The organism is Paraburkholderia solisilvae (genome assembly GCF_902859875.1).
Lineage (GTDB): Bacteria > Pseudomonadota > Gammaproteobacteria > Burkholderiales > Burkholderiaceae > Paraburkholderia > Paraburkholderia solisilvae.
In genome coordinates, this window is record NZ_CADIKF010000018.1 from 77,774 (window position 1) to 95,118 (window position 17,345).

General features: G+C 66.1%; 7 protein-coding genes. 6 read left to right on the top strand and 1 reads right to left on the bottom strand.

Annotated features, from left to right (window positions below):
- The first annotated feature begins 7 nt into the window (after positions 1 to 7).
- The 6 genes from treS (at position 8) to treY (ending at position 15,572) form a co-directional block, all read left to right on the top strand.
- Entirely contained in the window at positions 8 to 3,466 is a 3,459-nt protein-coding gene (gene treS / locus HV675_RS13370; RefSeq protein WP_175111393.1) for a maltose alpha-D-glucosyltransferase, read from the top strand.
- Entirely contained in the window at positions 3,459 to 5,696 is a 2,238-nt protein-coding gene (gene glgB, locus HV675_RS13375) for a 1,4-alpha-glucan branching protein GlgB (protein WP_175111394.1), read from the top strand. The genes treS and glgB overlap by 8 nt, the downstream gene beginning before the upstream one ends.
- 238 nt (positions 5,697 to 5,934) lie before the next feature.
- Positions 5,935 to 8,292, top strand: coding sequence for a glycogen debranching protein GlgX (gene glgX, locus HV675_RS32455; protein WP_246270235.1), 2,358 nt, complete (start codon positions 5,935 to 5,937; stop codon positions 8,290 to 8,292).
- 196 nt (positions 8,293 to 8,488) lie between these two features.
- A complete protein-coding gene (gene treZ, locus HV675_RS13390) occupies positions 8,489 to 10,381 on the top strand; it encodes a malto-oligosyltrehalose trehalohydrolase (RefSeq protein WP_175111395.1) in 1,893 nt (630 codons plus the stop codon).
- A 5-nt stretch (positions 10,382 to 10,386) separates the two neighbouring features.
- Positions 10,387 to 12,645, top strand: coding sequence for a 4-alpha-glucanotransferase (malQ, locus tag HV675_RS13395; RefSeq protein WP_175111396.1), 2,259 nt, complete (start codon positions 10,387 to 10,389; stop codon positions 12,643 to 12,645).
- Positions 12,642 to 15,572, top strand: a complete 2,931-nt coding sequence (treY, locus tag HV675_RS13400; RefSeq protein WP_175111397.1) for a malto-oligosyltrehalose synthase — start codon at positions 12,642 to 12,644, stop codon at positions 15,570 to 15,572. Before malQ ends, treY begins: the two co-directional genes overlap by 4 nt.
- 237 nt (positions 15,573 to 15,809) lie before the next feature.
- Here treY and HV675_RS13405 read toward each other — a convergent pair whose 3' ends face one another.
- On the bottom strand, positions 15,810 to 17,153 hold the full coding sequence (locus HV675_RS13405) for a hemolysin family protein (RefSeq protein ID WP_175111398.1): 1,344 nt from the start codon (positions 17,151 to 17,153) through the stop codon (positions 15,810 to 15,812).
- Between the last annotated feature and the right edge of the window lie 192 nt (positions 17,154 to 17,345).

The following is a 17,345-nucleotide window of genomic DNA, read 5'->3' on the forward strand; positions in this document are numbered from 1 at the left end:
GTGCGACATGAAGCGTGACGATCCTTCCGATAACGCCGTCCAGGCGACCATCGCCGACCCGACCGTCGAAGAGCCGGTCACGGAGCGGCCCGCCCGGCGACGCAAGATGTCGATGCTGTCGGACGATCCGCTGTGGTACAAGGACGCGATCATCTACCAGGTTCACATCAAGTCTTTCTTCGATGGGAATAACGACGGCATCGGCGATTTCCCCGGCCTGCTCGCCAAGCTCGACTACATCGCGGAGCTCGGCGTCGATGCGATCTGGCTGCTGCCGTTCTATCCGTCGCCACGCCGCGACGACGGCTACGACATCGCCGACTATCGCAACGTGCATCCGGACTACGGCACGCTCGGCGACGTGAAGCGCTTTATCCAGGAAGCACACGCGCGCGGCATCCGCGTGATCACCGAGCTCGTGATCAACCATACGTCGGACCAACACCCGTGGTTTCAGCGCGCGCGGCGCGCGAAGCCCGGTTCGAACCATCGCAACTACTACGTGTGGTCCGATACGGACCAGAAGTACACCGGCACGCGCATCATCTTTATCGACACCGAGCCGTCGAACTGGACGCACGACCCGGTCGCGGGCGCGTACTACTGGCACCGCTTCTATTCGCACCAGCCGGATCTGAACTTCGACAACCCCGCGGTGCTGCGCGAAGTGCTGCAGGTGATGCGTTTCTGGCTCGATATGGGCATCGACGGGCTGCGGCTCGATGCGGTGCCGTACCTCGTCGAGCGCGAAGGCACGAACAACGAGAACTTGCCGGAAACGCACGCAATCCTGAAGAAGATTCGCGCGACCATCGACGCCGAGTACCCGAACCGGATGCTGCTCGCCGAAGCGAACCAGTGGCCGGAAGACGTGCAGGAATATTTCGGCAACGAGGACGAATGCCATATGGCATTCCACTTCCCGCTGATGCCGCGCATCTATATGGCGATTGCGAGCGAGGACCGCTTTCCGATCACCGACATCATGAAGCAAACGCCGGATCTCGCGCCGTTATGCCAGTGGGCGATCTTCCTGCGCAACCACGATGAACTGACGCTCGAGATGGTGACCGACTCCGAGCGCGATTATCTGTGGAACACCTACGCGAGCGATCGGCGCGCGCGTCTGAACCTCGGCATTCGCCGGCGCCTCGCGCCGCTGATGGAACGCGACCGCCGCCGTATCGAGCTGATCAATTCGCTGCTGCTGTCGATGCCGGGCACACCGGTCATCTACTACGGCGACGAGCTCGGCATGGGCGACAACATCCACCTCGGCGACCGCGACGGCGTGCGCACGCCGATGCAATGGTCGTCGGACCGCAACGGCGGCTTCTCGCGCGCGGACCCCGAACAGCTCGTGCTGCCGCCGGTCATGGGCTCGCTCTACGGCTTCGACGCGGTAAACGTCGAAGCGCAAAGCCGCGACCCGCATTCGCTGCTGAACTGGACGCGCCGCATGCTCGCCACGCGCCGCTCGAAGCATGCGTTCGGCCGCGGCACGATCCGTTTCCTGAAGCCGAGCAACCGCAAGATTCTCGCGTACCTGCGCGAAATGCCGAATGAGCCGGCCATTCTCTGCGTCGCGAATCTGTCGCGCGCGCCGCAGGCGGTCGAACTCGATCTGTCCGAATTCGCGGGCACGGTGCCGGTCGAGATGACGTCCGATTCGGTGTTCCCGGCGATCGGCCAACTGAGCTATCTGCTGACCTTCCCGCCGTATGGCTTCCTGTGGTTCCTGCTGTGCTCGAGCAACCAGCGGCCGACCTGGAGCCAGGCGCCATCCGAAGCGCTGCCCGATTTCGTCACGATCGTGATCCGCGAAGGACAGGCGGGGCCGACGCCCGAAAACGTGCGGCTGCTCGAATCCGAAGTGCTGCCGTCGTGGCTCGTGCGGCGGCGCTGGTTCGCGTCGAAGGATCAGAAGCTGAACGCGGTGCGCCTCGCCGCGCTGACGACGATTCCGGAAGCCGGCTTCGCATTCACCGAAATCGAAGCGGATGTCGGCCACCACACCGAACGTTACGTGCTGCCGCTTGCGATTACCTGGGGCGCCGACACGACCACGCCGCTATTCATGCAGCTCGCGCTCGCGCGCGTGCGGCGCGCGCGCAATATCGGCCACCTGACCGACGCGTTCGCGCTGCCGCAATTCGCGTACGGCATTCTGCGCAAGCTGCGCGAGCGCGCGGTGGTGCCGACCGTGCAGAAGAGCGAGATCCACTTTATTCCGACCGGGCGCTTTGCCGAACTCGAACTCGGCGACGCGCCCGAGATACGCTGGCTCGCGGCCGAGCAGAGCAACAGCTCGCTCGTGATAGCCGACACGATCGTGCTGAAGCTGGTGCGGCGCCTGATGAACGGCGTGCATCCGGAAGCGGAAATGACCCGCTATCTGACGCAGTGCGGCTATGCGAACACCGCGCCGCTGTACGGCGAAGTCGTGCGCGTCGATCCGCAGGGCATCCCGCACACGCTGTCTATTCTGCAAGGCTTCGTCGACAACCAGGGCGATGCGTGGAACTGGGCGCTCGATTATCTGCGCCGCACGATCGACGAGCTCGCGCTCGCGACCGACGGCGAGCCGACCCAGGATCGCATCAACGAAGAGGAAGCCTTCGACGGATACGCGTCGTTTATCGGTGTGATCGGCAAACGGCTCGGCGAGCTGCATGTGGTGCTGGCGGCGCCGTCGGACGATGCCGCGTTCGCGCCGGAACACGCGAGCGCCGAACAGGTGCGCGCGTGGATCGACGGCACGCAAGCGATGCTGGCAGGCGCGCTCGAGCTGCTCGACAAGAGCGTCGACCGTATGTCCGACGACACCTTGCTGCTCGCACGCAGCATTCTCGACCGGCGCGAACGGCTCGTCGAAGCCGTCGCCAATCTCGTGCAGCCCGGCGCGAGCGCGTTGTGCACGCGCATCCACGGCGATTTCCATCTGGGCCAGGTATTGGTCGCGCAAGGCGACGCGTTCCTGATCGACTTCGAAGGCGAGCCCGCGCGCGAGCTCGAGGAACGTCGCGCGAAGTCGAGCCCGTTGCGCGACGTCGCGGGGCTGCTGCGCTCGCTGTCGTATGCGAGCGCCGCTGCGCAATCGACCACCGAGGCCGCGCCGCAAGCCACCGCCGATCGCAAGCGCGCTTACTTCGACCGCTTCCGCACGCATGCAGCCGAAGCGTTCCTCGCCGAGTACCGCGCGGCGACCGAACAGGCGCCGCAGCCGCTCGTCGCGCCCGCCGATGAACAGGCGCTGCTCGATCTGTTCCTGATCGAAAAGGCCGCGTACGAGATCCGCTACGAAGCGGCAAACCGGCCGTCATGGCTCGGCCTGCCGGTGCGCGGACTGGCCGCGCTCACGAGCCGCCTGCTCGGCGACACGGGCACGCCACCCGGCGGGCTCATACACCACCCAACCCCGGACGGCACGCTGCCGCCGAACGCCGCAGAGGGCGATTATGAGTGAGCAAAGCAACGTCCATCATGCAGCCGAACATGCGATGGCGGGATTGCATCCGCTCGATCTCGATGCGCTCGTCGATGCGCGCCATCCGGATCCGTTCTCGCAACTCGGCATGCAACACACCGACGCCGGCCCGGTCGTGCGCGCGATGCTGCCGAACGCGGCGCGCGTCAGCGTGGTCGCGCGCGACAACGCGCGCCTGCTCGGCGAACTGCAACTGATACATCCCGGCGGCCTGTTTGCCGGGCCGGTGAACGAAGCGGTTCCGTACCGGTTGCGCATCGACTGGCACGGCCCGGTGCAGGAGATCGAAGACCCCTACTCGTTCGGCCCGGTGCTCGGCGACGAACCGTTGCAGCGCGTCGCCTGGGGCGACCCGTATGCGGTGCTCGAATGCCTCGGCTCGCGGCCCATCGTGTTCGACGGCGTGCCGGGCGTGCGCTTCGCGGTGTGGGCGCCGAATGCGCGGCGCGTGTCCGTCGTCGGCGACTTCAACGCGTGGGACGGGCGCCGCCATCCGATGCGCTTGCGCCATCAGGCGGGCGTCTGGGAACTGTTCGTACCGCAAATTGGCGCCGGCACACGCTACAAGTACGAAATGCTCACGCGCGACGGGCATCCGCTGCCGCTCAAAGCCGACCCGTGCGCGATGCAGACCGAACGGCCGCCGGCCACCGCGTCGGTTGTCGCGCACGTCGACGAGATCGAACGGTTCCCGTGGACCGATCGCGAATGGATGGAGTCGCGCGGCAACCAGCAAACGCCTCGCGCACCGGTTTCGATCTACGAAGTGCATGCGGAGTCGTGGTTGCGCATTGCCGAAGAAGGACATCGCGGCCTCGACTGGTCCGAACTCGCGGACCGGCTGATTCCTTACGCGAAGGAAATGGGCTTCACGCATATCGAGTTCATGCCGATTGCCGAGCATCCGTTCGGCGGTTCGTGGGGCTACCAGCCGCTCGCGCAGTTCGCGCCGTCCGCGCGCTTCGGCGCACCCGAGCAGTTCGCCGGCTTCGTGAACCGCGCGCATGAGGCGGGACTCGGCGTGATTCTGGACTGGGTGCCCGCGCATTTTCCGAACGATGCGCACGGCCTCGTGCAATTCGACGGCACGCCGCTCTACGAGCACGCGGACCCGCGCGAAGGCTATCACCAGGACTGGAACACGATGATCTACAACCTCGGCCGCAACGAGGTCAGCGCGTTCCTCGTCGCGTCGGCGCTCGCGTGGCTGATGCGCTATCACGTCGATGCATTGCGCGTCGACGCGGTCGCCTCGATGCTGTATCGCGACTATTCGCGCGCGGCCGGCGAATGGGTGCCGAATATCTACGGCGGCCGCGAGAATCTCGAGGCGATCGCGTTCCTGAAACGGCTGAATCACGAAGTTCAGCATATGCCGGGCGTGCATGGCGTGATCACCATCGCCGAGGAATCGACCGCGTGGCCGGGCGTGACCGCGCCGGTCGACAGCGGCGGCCTCGGCTTCCAGTTCAAGTGGAACATGGGCTGGATGCACGACACGCTGCACTACATGCAGGAAGACCCGGTGCATCGCCGCTGGCATCACCACAACATGACGTTCGGCATGGTGTACGCGTATTCGGAGCGCTTCGTGCTGCCGCTTTCGCACGACGAAGTGGTGCACGGCAAGGGGTCGCTGATCGGCAAGATGCCGGGCGACCGCTGGCAGCGCTTCGCAAACCTGCGCGCGTACTTCGGCTTTATGTGGACGCATCCGGGCAAGAAGCTGATGTTCATGGGTGGCGAGTTCGGGCAGTTCGCCGAGTTCGATCACGACGGTTCGCCGCACTGGCATCTGCTCGACGACGAGATGCATCACGGCGTGCAGAAACTCGTGCGCGACCTGAACCGCATGTACCGCAGCGAGCCCGCGCTGTATCAGATGGACAGCGAGCCTGGCGGCTTCGAGTGGATCATCGGCGACGACGCGGAAAACAGCGTGTACGCGTACCGGCGCATGGACGGCGCGGGCAAGGAAATCGTCGCGGTCTGCAATCTCACGCCGGTGCCGCGCCAGCACTATCGCGTCGGCATGTCGCGCCACGGCCGCTGGAGCGAGATTCTGAATACCGATGCCGCGCTGTACGGCGGATCGAACCTGGGCAACGGAGGATTGATCCATACCGAGGACGTGCCGAGCCACGGCCGGCCGCAATCGGCGTCGCTGATCCTGCCGCCGCTAGCGACAATCGTGCTGCGCGCCGATTGACGTAGCCGGCCCGGCTGAACGGCGCGGCGGTGCGGCGCGGCAAGTGGCGCCATGAGCGGCCCATCGCGCGATACGCCGCGATGTGCGCCGGGCGCCAGATGGACCGGATTGCGGCGTACGTCGAATTGCGCGTTTTATCGCACATTTCAGCGCGCGTTGTACCGTTGAACTGCCGGCGCTGCGCGGCCGTGCAGGTGATGCCCCGCATACGCACAAGCCAGAACAAGGAACGGGAACCATGTCGCATGTATTGCCCGACCGGCTGCTGCCGGGCTCGTGTTATCCGCTTGGAGCGAGCTGGGATGGCCTCGGCGTGAACTTCGCCGTCTTTTCCGCCAACGCGCAACGCATCGAGTTGTGCCTGTTCGAGCCGAGCGGGCGCAAGGAGCTGAAACGCTACGCACTGCCGGAATGCACCGACGAGGTCTGGCACGGGTATCTGCCGCATGCGCATCCGGGCACCGTCTACGCGTTTCGCGCGCACGGGCCGTATCAACCGCAGCACGGCCATCGCTTCAATCCGCACAAGCTGCTGCTCGACCCGTATGCGCGCAAGCTGACCGGCCAGTTCCGCTGGTCCGACGCGCTCTTCAGTTACCGCATGCATTCGAACCGGCTCGACCTGTCGATCGACCGGCGCGACTCGGCGCCGGCGATGCCGAAGTGCGTGGTGGTCGACGAAGCGTTCGACTGGTCGCACGACAAGCGGCCCAATGTGCCGTGGGGCGACACGGTGATCTACGAAACGCACGTGCGCGGCGCGTCGATGCTGCGCAACGATCTGCGCCCGCCCGAGCGCGGCACGTTTTCGGCGCTGGCTTCCCCGGAATTCATCGACCATCTGCTGAAGCTCGGCGTGACCGCCGTCGAGCTGCTGCCGGTGCATGCGTTCCTGAACGACCGTTTTCTCGTCGAGCGCGGCTTGCGCAACTACTGGGGCTATAACACCGCGGCGTTCTTCGCGCCGGAGCCGTCGTATCTGACCTCGCACCGGCTCGACGAGATGCGCATCGCGGTGCGCCAACTGCATGCGGCGGGAATCGAGGTGATTCTCGACGTCGTCTACAACCATACGTGCGAAGGCAACGAGACCGGCCCGACCGTATCGTGGCGCGGTCTCGACAACGCGAGCTATTACCGCCTCGTGCCCGGCGACGAACGCCACCACATCAACGACACCGGCTGCGGCAATACGGTGAACCTCACGCATCCGCGCGTGCTGCAGATGGTGATGGATTCGCTGCGCTACTGGTCGACCGCGTTCAATATCGACGGCTTCCGTTTCGACCTCGGCGTGACGCTCGGACGCGAGCCGTCGGGCTTCGATCCGGGCTCGGGTTTTTTCGACGCGATCCGCCAGGACCCGGTGCTGTCGCAGCGCAAACTGATTTCCGAACCGTGGGATATCGGGCCGGGCGGCTATCAGCTCGGCAATCATCCGCCCGGCTTCGGCGAATGGAACGACCGTTTCCGCGATTGCGTGCGGCGCTTCTGGCGCGGCGATGCCGGCCTGCGCCCCGATCTCGCCGCGCGTCTCACGGGCTCCGCGGACCTGTTCAACCGGCGCTTTCGCAAGCCGACCGCGTCGATCAATTTCGTCGCGTCGCATGACGGCTTCACGCTTGCCGATCTGGTGTCGTACGAGCGCAAGCACAACGAAATCAACGGTGAAAACAACAACGACGGGCATAACGAAAACTACAGCTCGAACTGGGGCGTCGAGGGTCCGGTCAGCGCGTTGACGAATGGCCAGCATGCGCATGGTGATGCCGGCGGTGAGCAGGTGCACGGCGAACCGATGAACGGGGAAACCGGCGGCGAGCACAGAACAGACGAGCAGGCGGCCGGCGAACACGCATCCGGCGAACAGCTGGTCAGCGAACGGGCCGCAAGCGATGCGGCCGCCGCGGCTGCCGCCATCGAAGAAACACGCGCGCGTGTCGCACGTTCGATGATCGGCACGCTTTTTATCGCACTCGGCACGCCGATGCTGCTCGCGGGCGACGAAGCGTGCCGCACGCAACAGGGCGACAACAACGCGTACTGCCAGGACAACGCAATCTCGTGGATCGACTGGGAGCTGGCCGACTCGCCGCAAGGCCGGCGGATGACCGCGTTCGTCACACGGATGATCGCGTTGCGCAAGCGGCATCCGTTGTTGCGCGAGACGCGCTTTCTGGTCGGCGACCGCGAGGTGCTGCCGGGACTTCATGACGTCGGCTGGTTCGACGAACGCGGCGAGCCGCTGTCGATCGACGCATGGCAGGACCCCGAAGGTCGCGCGTTTACGCTGCGGCGCGCGGGAACAGGACGCTCCGGCGAAACGGAAGTATTGTTGATGATGTTGAACGCGTCAGCCGACACGTTGCGATTCACACCGCCGCCGCCGCATCTGGAATGGCACGTGCTAGTCAACTCGGCGGACCCGGATGCGGCGCCGCGTCCGCTCGCCGCATCCGATCTGGAAGTGGCCGCGCATGCGTTGGTCGTGCTCGCGGCGCAGCCGGCCGGCGATGCGGATTGGCAGGCCGACTGGACGCCGGGTGAATCGCACGGCGCACGTCTGTTGACCGCGCGGTCGCCCAAGCCGGGCTGATCGCGCAAGACGAGCGCGGGCTTCACGCGATAAACAAAGCGGCACAGCGCATGCGTGGACTCTGTATGGACTATGCGGGCTGTGCGGTGCGGGTGAATGCGGGCGGGCATGGGCGAAGGCCGGCGGCGAAGACGACGACGCAGCGGCAACAGTGGCGGCGGCAGTCAGACGCGCCGCATGACGAAAGGTGACGATCATGCACGACAGAGCAATCGACCCCCACGCGCATCAACACGCGCACTGCCTGCCATTCGGCGCGCAGGTGCTCGGCGCGCGCGGCGCGAAACCGCGCACGCGCTTCCGGCTGTGGGCGCCGTCGTGCAAAAAGATCGAACTGGTGATTGAAGGCGGCGCGTGCGACGGCGTGCATCAGATGACCCATGCCGGCGGCGGCTGGTTCGATCTCGAGACCGAATGCGGTCCCGGCACGCTGTACCGCTATCGGCTCGACGGCGAGCTGACGGTGCCCGACCCCGCGTCGCGCTTTCAGCCGCAGGACGTGCACGGGCCGAGCGAAGTGATCGATCCGCGCGCGTATCACTGGCAGCACACGCACTGGCATGGCAGGCCGTGGGAAGAAGCGGTGCTGTACGAACTGCATGTCGGTGCGCTCGGCGGCTATGCGGGCGTGATGAAACGGCTTCCGGCGCTCGTCGAACTGGGCGTCACCGCGATCGAACTGATGCCGCTCAACGATTTCCCCGGCAAACGCAACTGGGGCTACGACGGCGTGCTGCCGTTCGCGCCCGATTCCGCGTACGGCCGCCCCGACGATCTCAAAGCGCTGATCGATACCGCGCACGGTCTCGGTCTGATGGTGCTGCTCGATGTGGTCTACAACCATTTCGGCCCGGACGGCAATTACCTGCATCAGTATGCCAAGCCGTTCTTCCTCGAAGACTCGCACACGCCGTGGGGCCCGGCGATCGACTTCGACCGGATGGAAGTGCGCGAATTCTTCTGCGACAACACGCTGTACTGGCTCAACGAATTTCGCTTCGACGGGCTGCGCTTCGATGCCGTGCATGCAATCCGCAACGACGAGTGGCTGCGCGAAGTCGCCGACCATATTCGCGCGAAAGTGCAGCACGGGCGGCATGTGCATCTGGTGCTCGAAAACGAGCGCAACACCGCGAATCTGCTCGACACGCATTTCAACGCGCAATGGAACGACGATGCGCACAATGCGCTGCACGTGCTGCTGACCGGCGAAACCGAGGGCTACTACCACGCGTATGCGCAACAGCCGATCCGCCTGCTTGCGCGCGTGCTGTCGAGCGGTTTTGCGTACCAGGGCGAGCCGTCGCCGATTCACGACGGCGCACCGCGCGGCGAAGCGAGCGGCCATCTGCCGCCTACTTCGTTTGTGATGTTTCTGCAGAACCACGATCAGATCGGCAATCGCGCGATGGGCGAACGGCTGCGCTCGCTCTGTCCGGACGATGCGTTGCGCGCCGCGACCGGCCTGTTGTTGCTCTCACCGCAGATTCCGCTGCTATTCATGGACGAAGAGTACGGCTCCGAGCAACCATTCCTGTTTTTCACCGACTACACGGGCGAGCTCGCCGATGCGGTGCGCGAAGGCCGTCGCCGGGAATTCGCGCGCTTTTCCGCGTTCGCCGACGAGCAGCGCCGTGCGCAGATTTCCGACCCGAACGATCCGCGCACGCTTGCATCGTCGTCGCCGCGCGGTGACGGCGATGCGTCGCCTGACCGGCTCGAATGGATGCACTTCTACAAGTCCGCGCTCGCGGTGCGCGCGAAACTGCTGATGCCGCGTCTGAAGCATGCGAAGCCGCTCGGCTCGGCCGTGCTCACCGCGCACGACGGCAGCGAAGCGAACGCGTTGGCCGCGCGCTGGAAGCTCACGGACGGCGAGACCTTGTCGATCGTGCTGAATCTCGCGGAACACGCGGTGCCGCTGGCCGACCGGCCGCCGGGCAAGGTGATCTTCGAAACGCCGCCTCGCGCGCGCGATCGTCTCGATGCGGGCGAATTGCCCGGACATGCGTTTGTTGCGTGGCTCACCGGCGATGTGTGCGAATACGCAACCGGCCACGATGCGCGTCAGCGCACGCATCAGGAGTGACGCGCGTGAATGCTGCCCGCCGCCCCAGCGAATCGATTGCGAGCCTCGCGACACGCGCCGGCTTCGAAGTCGAATGGCAAAACGCGCATCAGGTCATGCAGCGCGTACCCGATACCACGCTCACCGCGCTGCTCGAACGAATGGGCCTGTTGTGCTCCAGCGCCGCACAGGTTCGCCAGAGCGCGAGCGCGCTCGAGGCGGAACTGTCCGGCCGCAAGCTGCCGCCGCTGATGACCGCCGAATGCGGGCGCGGCATCGCGCTGCCCGCCGCGGCGATCAAGTCCGGCAGCCGCTACCGGATCGAACTCGAAAGCGGTGCGTTGATCGATGGACGCTTCACGGCGCCGAAAGGCGAAGCCGCATTGCTCGCGCCGATCGATGAAGCCGGTTATCACACGCTCGTCATCAACGAGCATCGGATGACGCTCGCCGTCGCGCCCACGCGCTGTTATACGGTCGCCGACGCGTGGCGCACGATGCAGGCAACCAATGCGAACCGGAATGACGCGAAGCCGACGCCGCCGCTTTGGGGCATCGCCGCGCAGATTTACGGACTGCGCCGCGCCGGCGATGGCGGGATCGGCGACTACACCGCGCTTGCGACTCTCGCGATCGAAAGCGCGAAACGCGGTGCGCATGCGCTGGCGGTGAGCCCGACGCATGCGATGTTCAGCGCGCTGCCGGAGCGTTTCAGCCCATATGCGCCGTCGTCGCGTTTGTGTTTGAACGTCGCGCATATCGATCCGGCCGCCGTGTTCGGCGCGCAAGCCGCGCGTGATGCAATCGAAGCCGCGCAAGCCGGCCCGGCCTGGCAGCAGCTCGAAACACTGCCGCTGATCGACTGGCCCGCCGCGACGCCGCTCAGGCTGAAAGTGCTGCGTGTGCTGTTCGAGCATTTCTGCGAGCACGACCGCGCGCAGGATTTGCCGCGCGCACTGGAATTTCACGGCTTCTGTACGCGCGGCGGCCGCGCGCTCGAAGATCATGCGCGCTTCGAGGCGCTGCACGCCTATCAGCTTGCGCAACCGGACGGCGAAGGCTACTGGCGCAAATGGCCCGAGCCGTTGCGCGATCCGCGCAGCGCTGAAGTCGAGGCATTCGCGAACGAGCATCGGCATGAAGTGGAATTTCACCTGTTCCTGCAATGGCTCGCGGCCAAAGGGCTATCGCATGCGCAGCACGCGGCGCGCGACGCGGGCATGGCGGTCGGCCTGATCGCGGACCTCGCGGTCGGTTGCGACAGCGCGGGCAGTCATGCATGGTCGTATCGCGACGATATGCTGCACGGCGTGTCGGTCGGTGCGCCGCCGGATCTGTTCAATCAGGCGGGCCAGGCGTGGGGACTCACCACCTTCTCGCCGCGCGCGATGCGCAATCAGGGCTTCGCGGCGTTTATCGACATGCTGCGCACGGTGTTCGCCCACGCGGGCGGCGTGCGCATCGATCATATCCTCGGCTTGCGCCGCCTGTGGCTCGTGCCCGAAGGCGAACGCGCGAAAAACGGCGCGTATTTGCGCTATCCGCTCGACGACCTGCTGCGGCTGATCGCGCTCGAATCGTGGCGGCATCGCGCGATCGTGATCGGCGAAGACCTCGGCACCGTGCCGCCCGGCTTTCGCGAGCGGCTCGCCGATCATGGCCTGTCCGGCATCCGTGTGTTGTGGTTCGAGCGCATGCCTGAAGAAGACGGCTTTCTGCCGCCGTCCGCGTGGGACCGCAATGCGGCCGCGACCACCACCACGCACGATCTGCCGACCGTGGCCGGCTGGTGGGAAGGCGAAGACATCATGTGGCGCAACCGGATCGGCCAGACGATGCCGCGCAGCGACGGCTGCGACCCGGTCGAAGCCGCGCAGGCGGAACGCGCGGCGGACCGCGAAGCGCTGTGGCGCGCGTTCCAGCAGGCGGGCGTCGCCGCACACGGTGTCGCGGCGCCGCCGCCCGATCAGGCGCCGGTCGACGAAGCGCTCGCGTTTGTCGCCGCAACACCGTCGCCGCTCGTCACTTATCCGCTCGAAGATCTGCTGGCGCTCGAAGAGCAACCGAATCTGCCGGGCTCGATCGACGAGCATCCGAACTGGCGTCGCCGCGTGATGCAACCCGTCGACGCACTGTTTGAGGATGCAACCTTCTGCGATCGCCTGCGCGCAGTCGATCAGGCGCGCGCGGCCGCAGCGGGGCCGCCCGCTCCGACTGGCGCCTCCGCTACCGGCGCCGCCGCTTCTTCCGGATCTTCCGCTTCCTCGTTGCCGAATACGCCATGACTGTCCCGCGCTCCACGCTCAGGCTCCAGTTCCATCGGGGCTTCACCTTCGACGATGCGCTCGCGCATATCGAATACTTCGCCGCGCTCGGCATCAGCCATCTGTATGCGTCGCCGGTGACCACCGCGGCGCCGGGCTCGATGCACGGCTACGATACGGTCGACTACACGCAGGTCAGCGCCGAATGCGGCGGCGAAGCGGCGTTGAAAAAGCTCGCTGACAAGCTGCACGAGCGCGGCATGGGATTGATCGTCGACGTGGTGCCGAACCATATGGGCGTCGCCGGTTCCGGTGCGCACAATGCGTGGTGGCGCGACATTCTCGAGTGGGGGCGGCATAGCGCGTACGCGCGCCATTTCGACGTCGATTGGCATTCGCCGGACCCTGCACTGCGCGGCAAGGTGCTGCTGCCGTGTCTTGGCGCGCCGTACGGCGACGAGCTCGCCGCGGGCCGCATCGCGCTGCGCTTCGACGCGGACACCGGCCGCTTCAACATCGGGTATGGCGACCACCTGTGCCCGGTATGCCCGGTCGACTACGCGACGCTGTTGCAGACGGCCGAGCGCGCCGACCTCACTGCGCTGGCCGAGCGCTTTCGCGGCCTGACCACGCAGCCCGCGGATCAACCGCGTGCCGCGCAGGCGTGCGACGCGCTGCGCGACTTTGCGAAGCAGCACGGCCGCGCGCCGATCGAGTTCGTGCTGCAAACGCATGCGCCCGAAGACCCGGTCACGCGCGATCATCTGCATCGGCTGCTCGAGCGTCAGCATTTCCGCCTCGCATGGTGGCGCACCGCAGCCGACGAAGTGAACTGGCGGCGCTTCTTCGATATCAGCACGCTCGCGGCGGTACGCGTCGAGCGGCCCGAGGTGTTCGACGCGGTACATGCGCTGGTGTTTCGTCTGTACGCGGACGGGGTGATCGACGGCGTGCGGATCGATCATATCGACGGCCTCGCCGAGCCGCGCGAATATTGCCAGCGTCTGCGGCAACGGCTGTCGGAATTGCGTGAAGGCGCGCCGTATATCGTCGTCGAAAAGATTCTGGCGCGCGGCGAGGCGCTGCGCGACGACTGGCCAGTGGACGGCACGACCGGCTATGACTTTATGAACGACGTCGGCGCGCTGCTGCACGATCCGCGCGGCGCGCAACCGCTTGCCGCGGCGTGGGCCGCGATCAGCGGGCGCAGCGCGGCATTTGCCGACGAAGCGCTGGCCGCGCGCCGCAAGATGCTGACCGAGAACCTGGCGGCCGAACTGGACCGCGCGGCGCGTGCCGTGCATCGCATTGCACGCGATCACCTTGCCACGCGCGACTTCACTTACACGTCGATCCGGCGTGTCGTCGGCGAGCTTGCCGCGCATTTTCCGGTCTACCGGATCTATCCGCAGAACGGCCTGCGCAGCGCGGCCGACAATGTGTTCTTCGAGCGGGCGCTGGACGGCGCGCGGCAGACGCTGTCGAGCGCGGATCGTCGCGTGCTCGAACAGGTCGATGCATGGCTCGGCAGCGGCGCCGACGAACCCGCGAGCCTGCGCGAGCCGGCCAGCCTGCGCGGCGGCGTAACGCCACCGCAAGGCGCGGCGGTGGGAGCGTTCAATCATGCCGCAGCGGCGCGCCGCACTGTGCAGACGTTGTTCTCGCAACTGACGGCGCCGGTTGCGGCAAAGTCGATCGAAGATACCGCGTGTTATCGCTATGGACGGCTGCTGTCGCGCAATGAAGTCGGCGCGGACCCGGGAGAGTTCGCGTTATCGGTCGCGCAGTTTCATGCAGGCAATCTCGAACGCGCGCGACGTTTTCCGCATGCGATGCTGGTCACCGCGACACACGATCACAAGCGCGGCGAAGACGTGCGCGCGCGGCTCGCGGTGCTCAGCGAAATTGCGGACGAGTGGAGCGCGACGTTGCGTGCGTGGTCCACGTTGAATACACCGCTGCGGCGCGCGCCCGACGGCGATACGATCGTCGACGCGCTTACCGAAGACTGGGCGCCCGGCCCTGCTGCGGAAGCGATGCTGTACCAGACGCTGGTCGGTTGCTGGCCGCCGGATCTGACGGCCGACGACGAAGCCGGCATCGCGGCGCTTGCCGAGCGCGTCGCGCAATGGCAATTGAAGGCGCTGCGTGAAGCGAAGCTGCGCACCAACTGGTTCGCGCCGGATGAAGCGTATGAAAACGCGTGCCGTGCGTTTCTGCTCGACATCCTCGCGCCGCAGCGGCGCGACGGGTTTCTGCGCGAACTGTGCGCGTTCGTCGCGCGAATCGGCCGCGCAGGCGCGGTCAACAGCATGCAGCAGACCATTTTGCGGCTCGCGTCGCCGGGTGTGCCGGATCTCTATCAGGGCACCGAACTATGGGACTTCAGCCTCGTCGATCCGGATAACCGGCGGCCGGTCGACTTCGCGCGGCGCGCCGCGCTGCTCGCGGAAAAGCCACCATCCGGGTTTCTCGCCAGCTGGCGCGATGGACGTGTGAAGCTCGCGATCGTGCAGCGCATGCTGGCGCTGCGTGCGCATCTGCCCGAGTTGCTGAGTCATGGCACGTACTTGCCGCTCGGGGTGCAAGGCGCGCACGCGGAGCGGGTCATCGCATTTGCCCGGCGGCATGGCAATGCATGGGCGGTGGTGATTGCGACGCGTCTTGCTGTGCCGTTGCTTGGAAGCGCAGCCGCTCCTGCCAACGTCGACGCCGATGCCGAGGCCAACGCGGGCGATCACGCGCAAAGCGATTTACCGCTCGTCGAGCCGGCCCGCTGGGAAGACACCGCCGTGCGGATGCCGGAAGAACTGGTTGCGCGCGCAATGTTCGATTGGGTCAGCCCGGCCGCGCCGAAGGTGGAAGACGACGGCCTGCTGTACCTGCGCGACGCGCTGACGTCGATGCCCATCGCCGTGCTGGTCGAGGATGGTGTGCCGCGCGCGTGATTTGCATCTGTGCGTGTGGACGCGCGAGGCGCCAAGCGGCATGCGATTACCTGCTGTACCTGCCCGATGCGTTGACGTCGATGCTCATCGCCCGTGCTGGCCGAAGTTGGTGTGACGCGCGCGTGGATTCGCATCTGTGCGTGTGGACACGCCGCCCGTCATGCGCCACGCGCCGCGCTGCATGCGCCGGCGCATACCCGCGCGCGGTGAAGTTCAATGCGCCGCAGCGCCCGCGCTTCACCCCCCTTCGTCGTCGAACTCCTTCGGATAGACGCGCACGAGCACAATGCGCGGCCCGCTCATCTTCTTCACTACGATGTCGAAACGCTCGAACTCGACGCGCTGCCCTTCGGCCGGCAAATCGCGCAGCGCCTGGATGACCAGACCGCCGACCGACTCCGCGCGGCCTTCGTCGATATCGATGCCGAGCGCCCGCTCGAGCGACACCACCGGCAAGCTGCCTTTGCCCATCAAGGTGCCGTCGTCGAGGCGCGTCCAGTCCTGATCGCCCTGGCGGAATTCGTCATGAATCTGGCCGACCAGTGCGCCGAGCAGGTTGTCGAGCGTCAGGAAGCCGCTCGGCTTCGCGTGCTTGTGCCCCACCAGCGCCAGATGCGGCGCGCCCTTGCGAAAGCGGCGAAACAGTTCGAGCGCGGGCATATCGGGCTTCACGTATTGCACGGGGCGCACGTACTTCGACAGATCGTCGAGCGAGCGGCCCGCATGCCGCGCCAGCAGCAGATCCTTCAGGTGAATCGTGCCGGCGACGCGTTCGCCCGTCGCGTCTTCGAAGAGCGGGTAGCGGCTGAAGCGATGCCGCGCGACGATCTGCATATTGTCGCGCCATGACAGATCGCGCCGCAGGCTGACCAGCTCGTGCGCGGGCCGCATCAGGTCGGACACGGTCATGCGCGAAAAATCCAGCGAGTGCGCGATCGTGTTCCATTCGTCCGGGCTATACGTGCGGCCCGGCAGTTCGATTTCATCGGAGATGCTCGTGCGGCGCGCGCGCAAGATCAGCTTCAGCTCTTCGTTCGAATAGTGCGTATCGCCGCCGTGATCCGCCGAGAGGCCCGCGATGCGCAGCACCGCATTCGCGCTCGTGTTCAGCACCCAGATCGCCGGGTACATCGCCCAATAGAACGCGTAGAGCGGCAACGCGACCCACAATGAAATTTTCTCGGCCTGGCGGATCGCCAGCGACTTCGGCGCAAGCTCGCCGACCACGATATGCAGAAACGAAATGCACGAAAACGCGAAGAACAGCGAGATGCCGTGAATCAGCCGTTCGGACTCGATGCTGAGCAGCCTGAACACCGGCGTCAGTAAATCAGCGAATGCCGGCTCGCCGATCCAGCCGAGCCCGAGCGACGCGAGCGTGATGCCGAGCTGACACGCGGACAGATACGCGTCGAGCCGGCGATGCACGGTCGCGAGCAGCCTGCCGCGTACGCCATGCTTTTGCGCGAGCGTCTGCACGCGCGTTTGCCGCAGCTTCACGAGGCCGAACTCGGCCGCCACGAAAAAACCATTGAGGGCGACGAGCAGCAATGCACCGATAAGGGCGACAACCTGGATCAAAGCGACGGGCTCCGGCGACAAAAGTCGTCAGTATAGAGCGTGACCGGCTGGTAAAAGGGGTTCGTGGAGGCACCCGGTCTCGCGCGATGCGCGGGTCGTGGCGCATGCGTTGAGTGCGCGGGTGGCCTTGAACGGCCCGCCGCCGTGTGACCCGCGCGACCCGCGTGACCCGCAAGGAGATGGGCGTCCGGA

Coding starts and splice junctions, on each gene's coding strand:
- glgX (WP_246270235.1), top strand. CDS start 5,935: ATGTCGCATGTATTGCCCGACCGGCTGCTGCCGGGCTCGTGTTATCCG.
- treZ (WP_175111395.1), top strand. CDS start 8,489: ATGCACGACAGAGCAATCGACCCCCACGCGCATCAACACGCGCACTGC.
- treS (WP_175111393.1), top strand. CDS start 8: ATGAAGCGTGACGATCCTTCCGATAACGCCGTCCAGGCGACCATCGCC.
- glgB (WP_175111394.1), top strand. CDS start 3,459: ATGAGTGAGCAAAGCAACGTCCATCATGCAGCCGAACATGCGATGGCG.
- treY (WP_175111397.1), top strand. CDS start 12,642: ATGACTGTCCCGCGCTCCACGCTCAGGCTCCAGTTCCATCGGGGCTTC.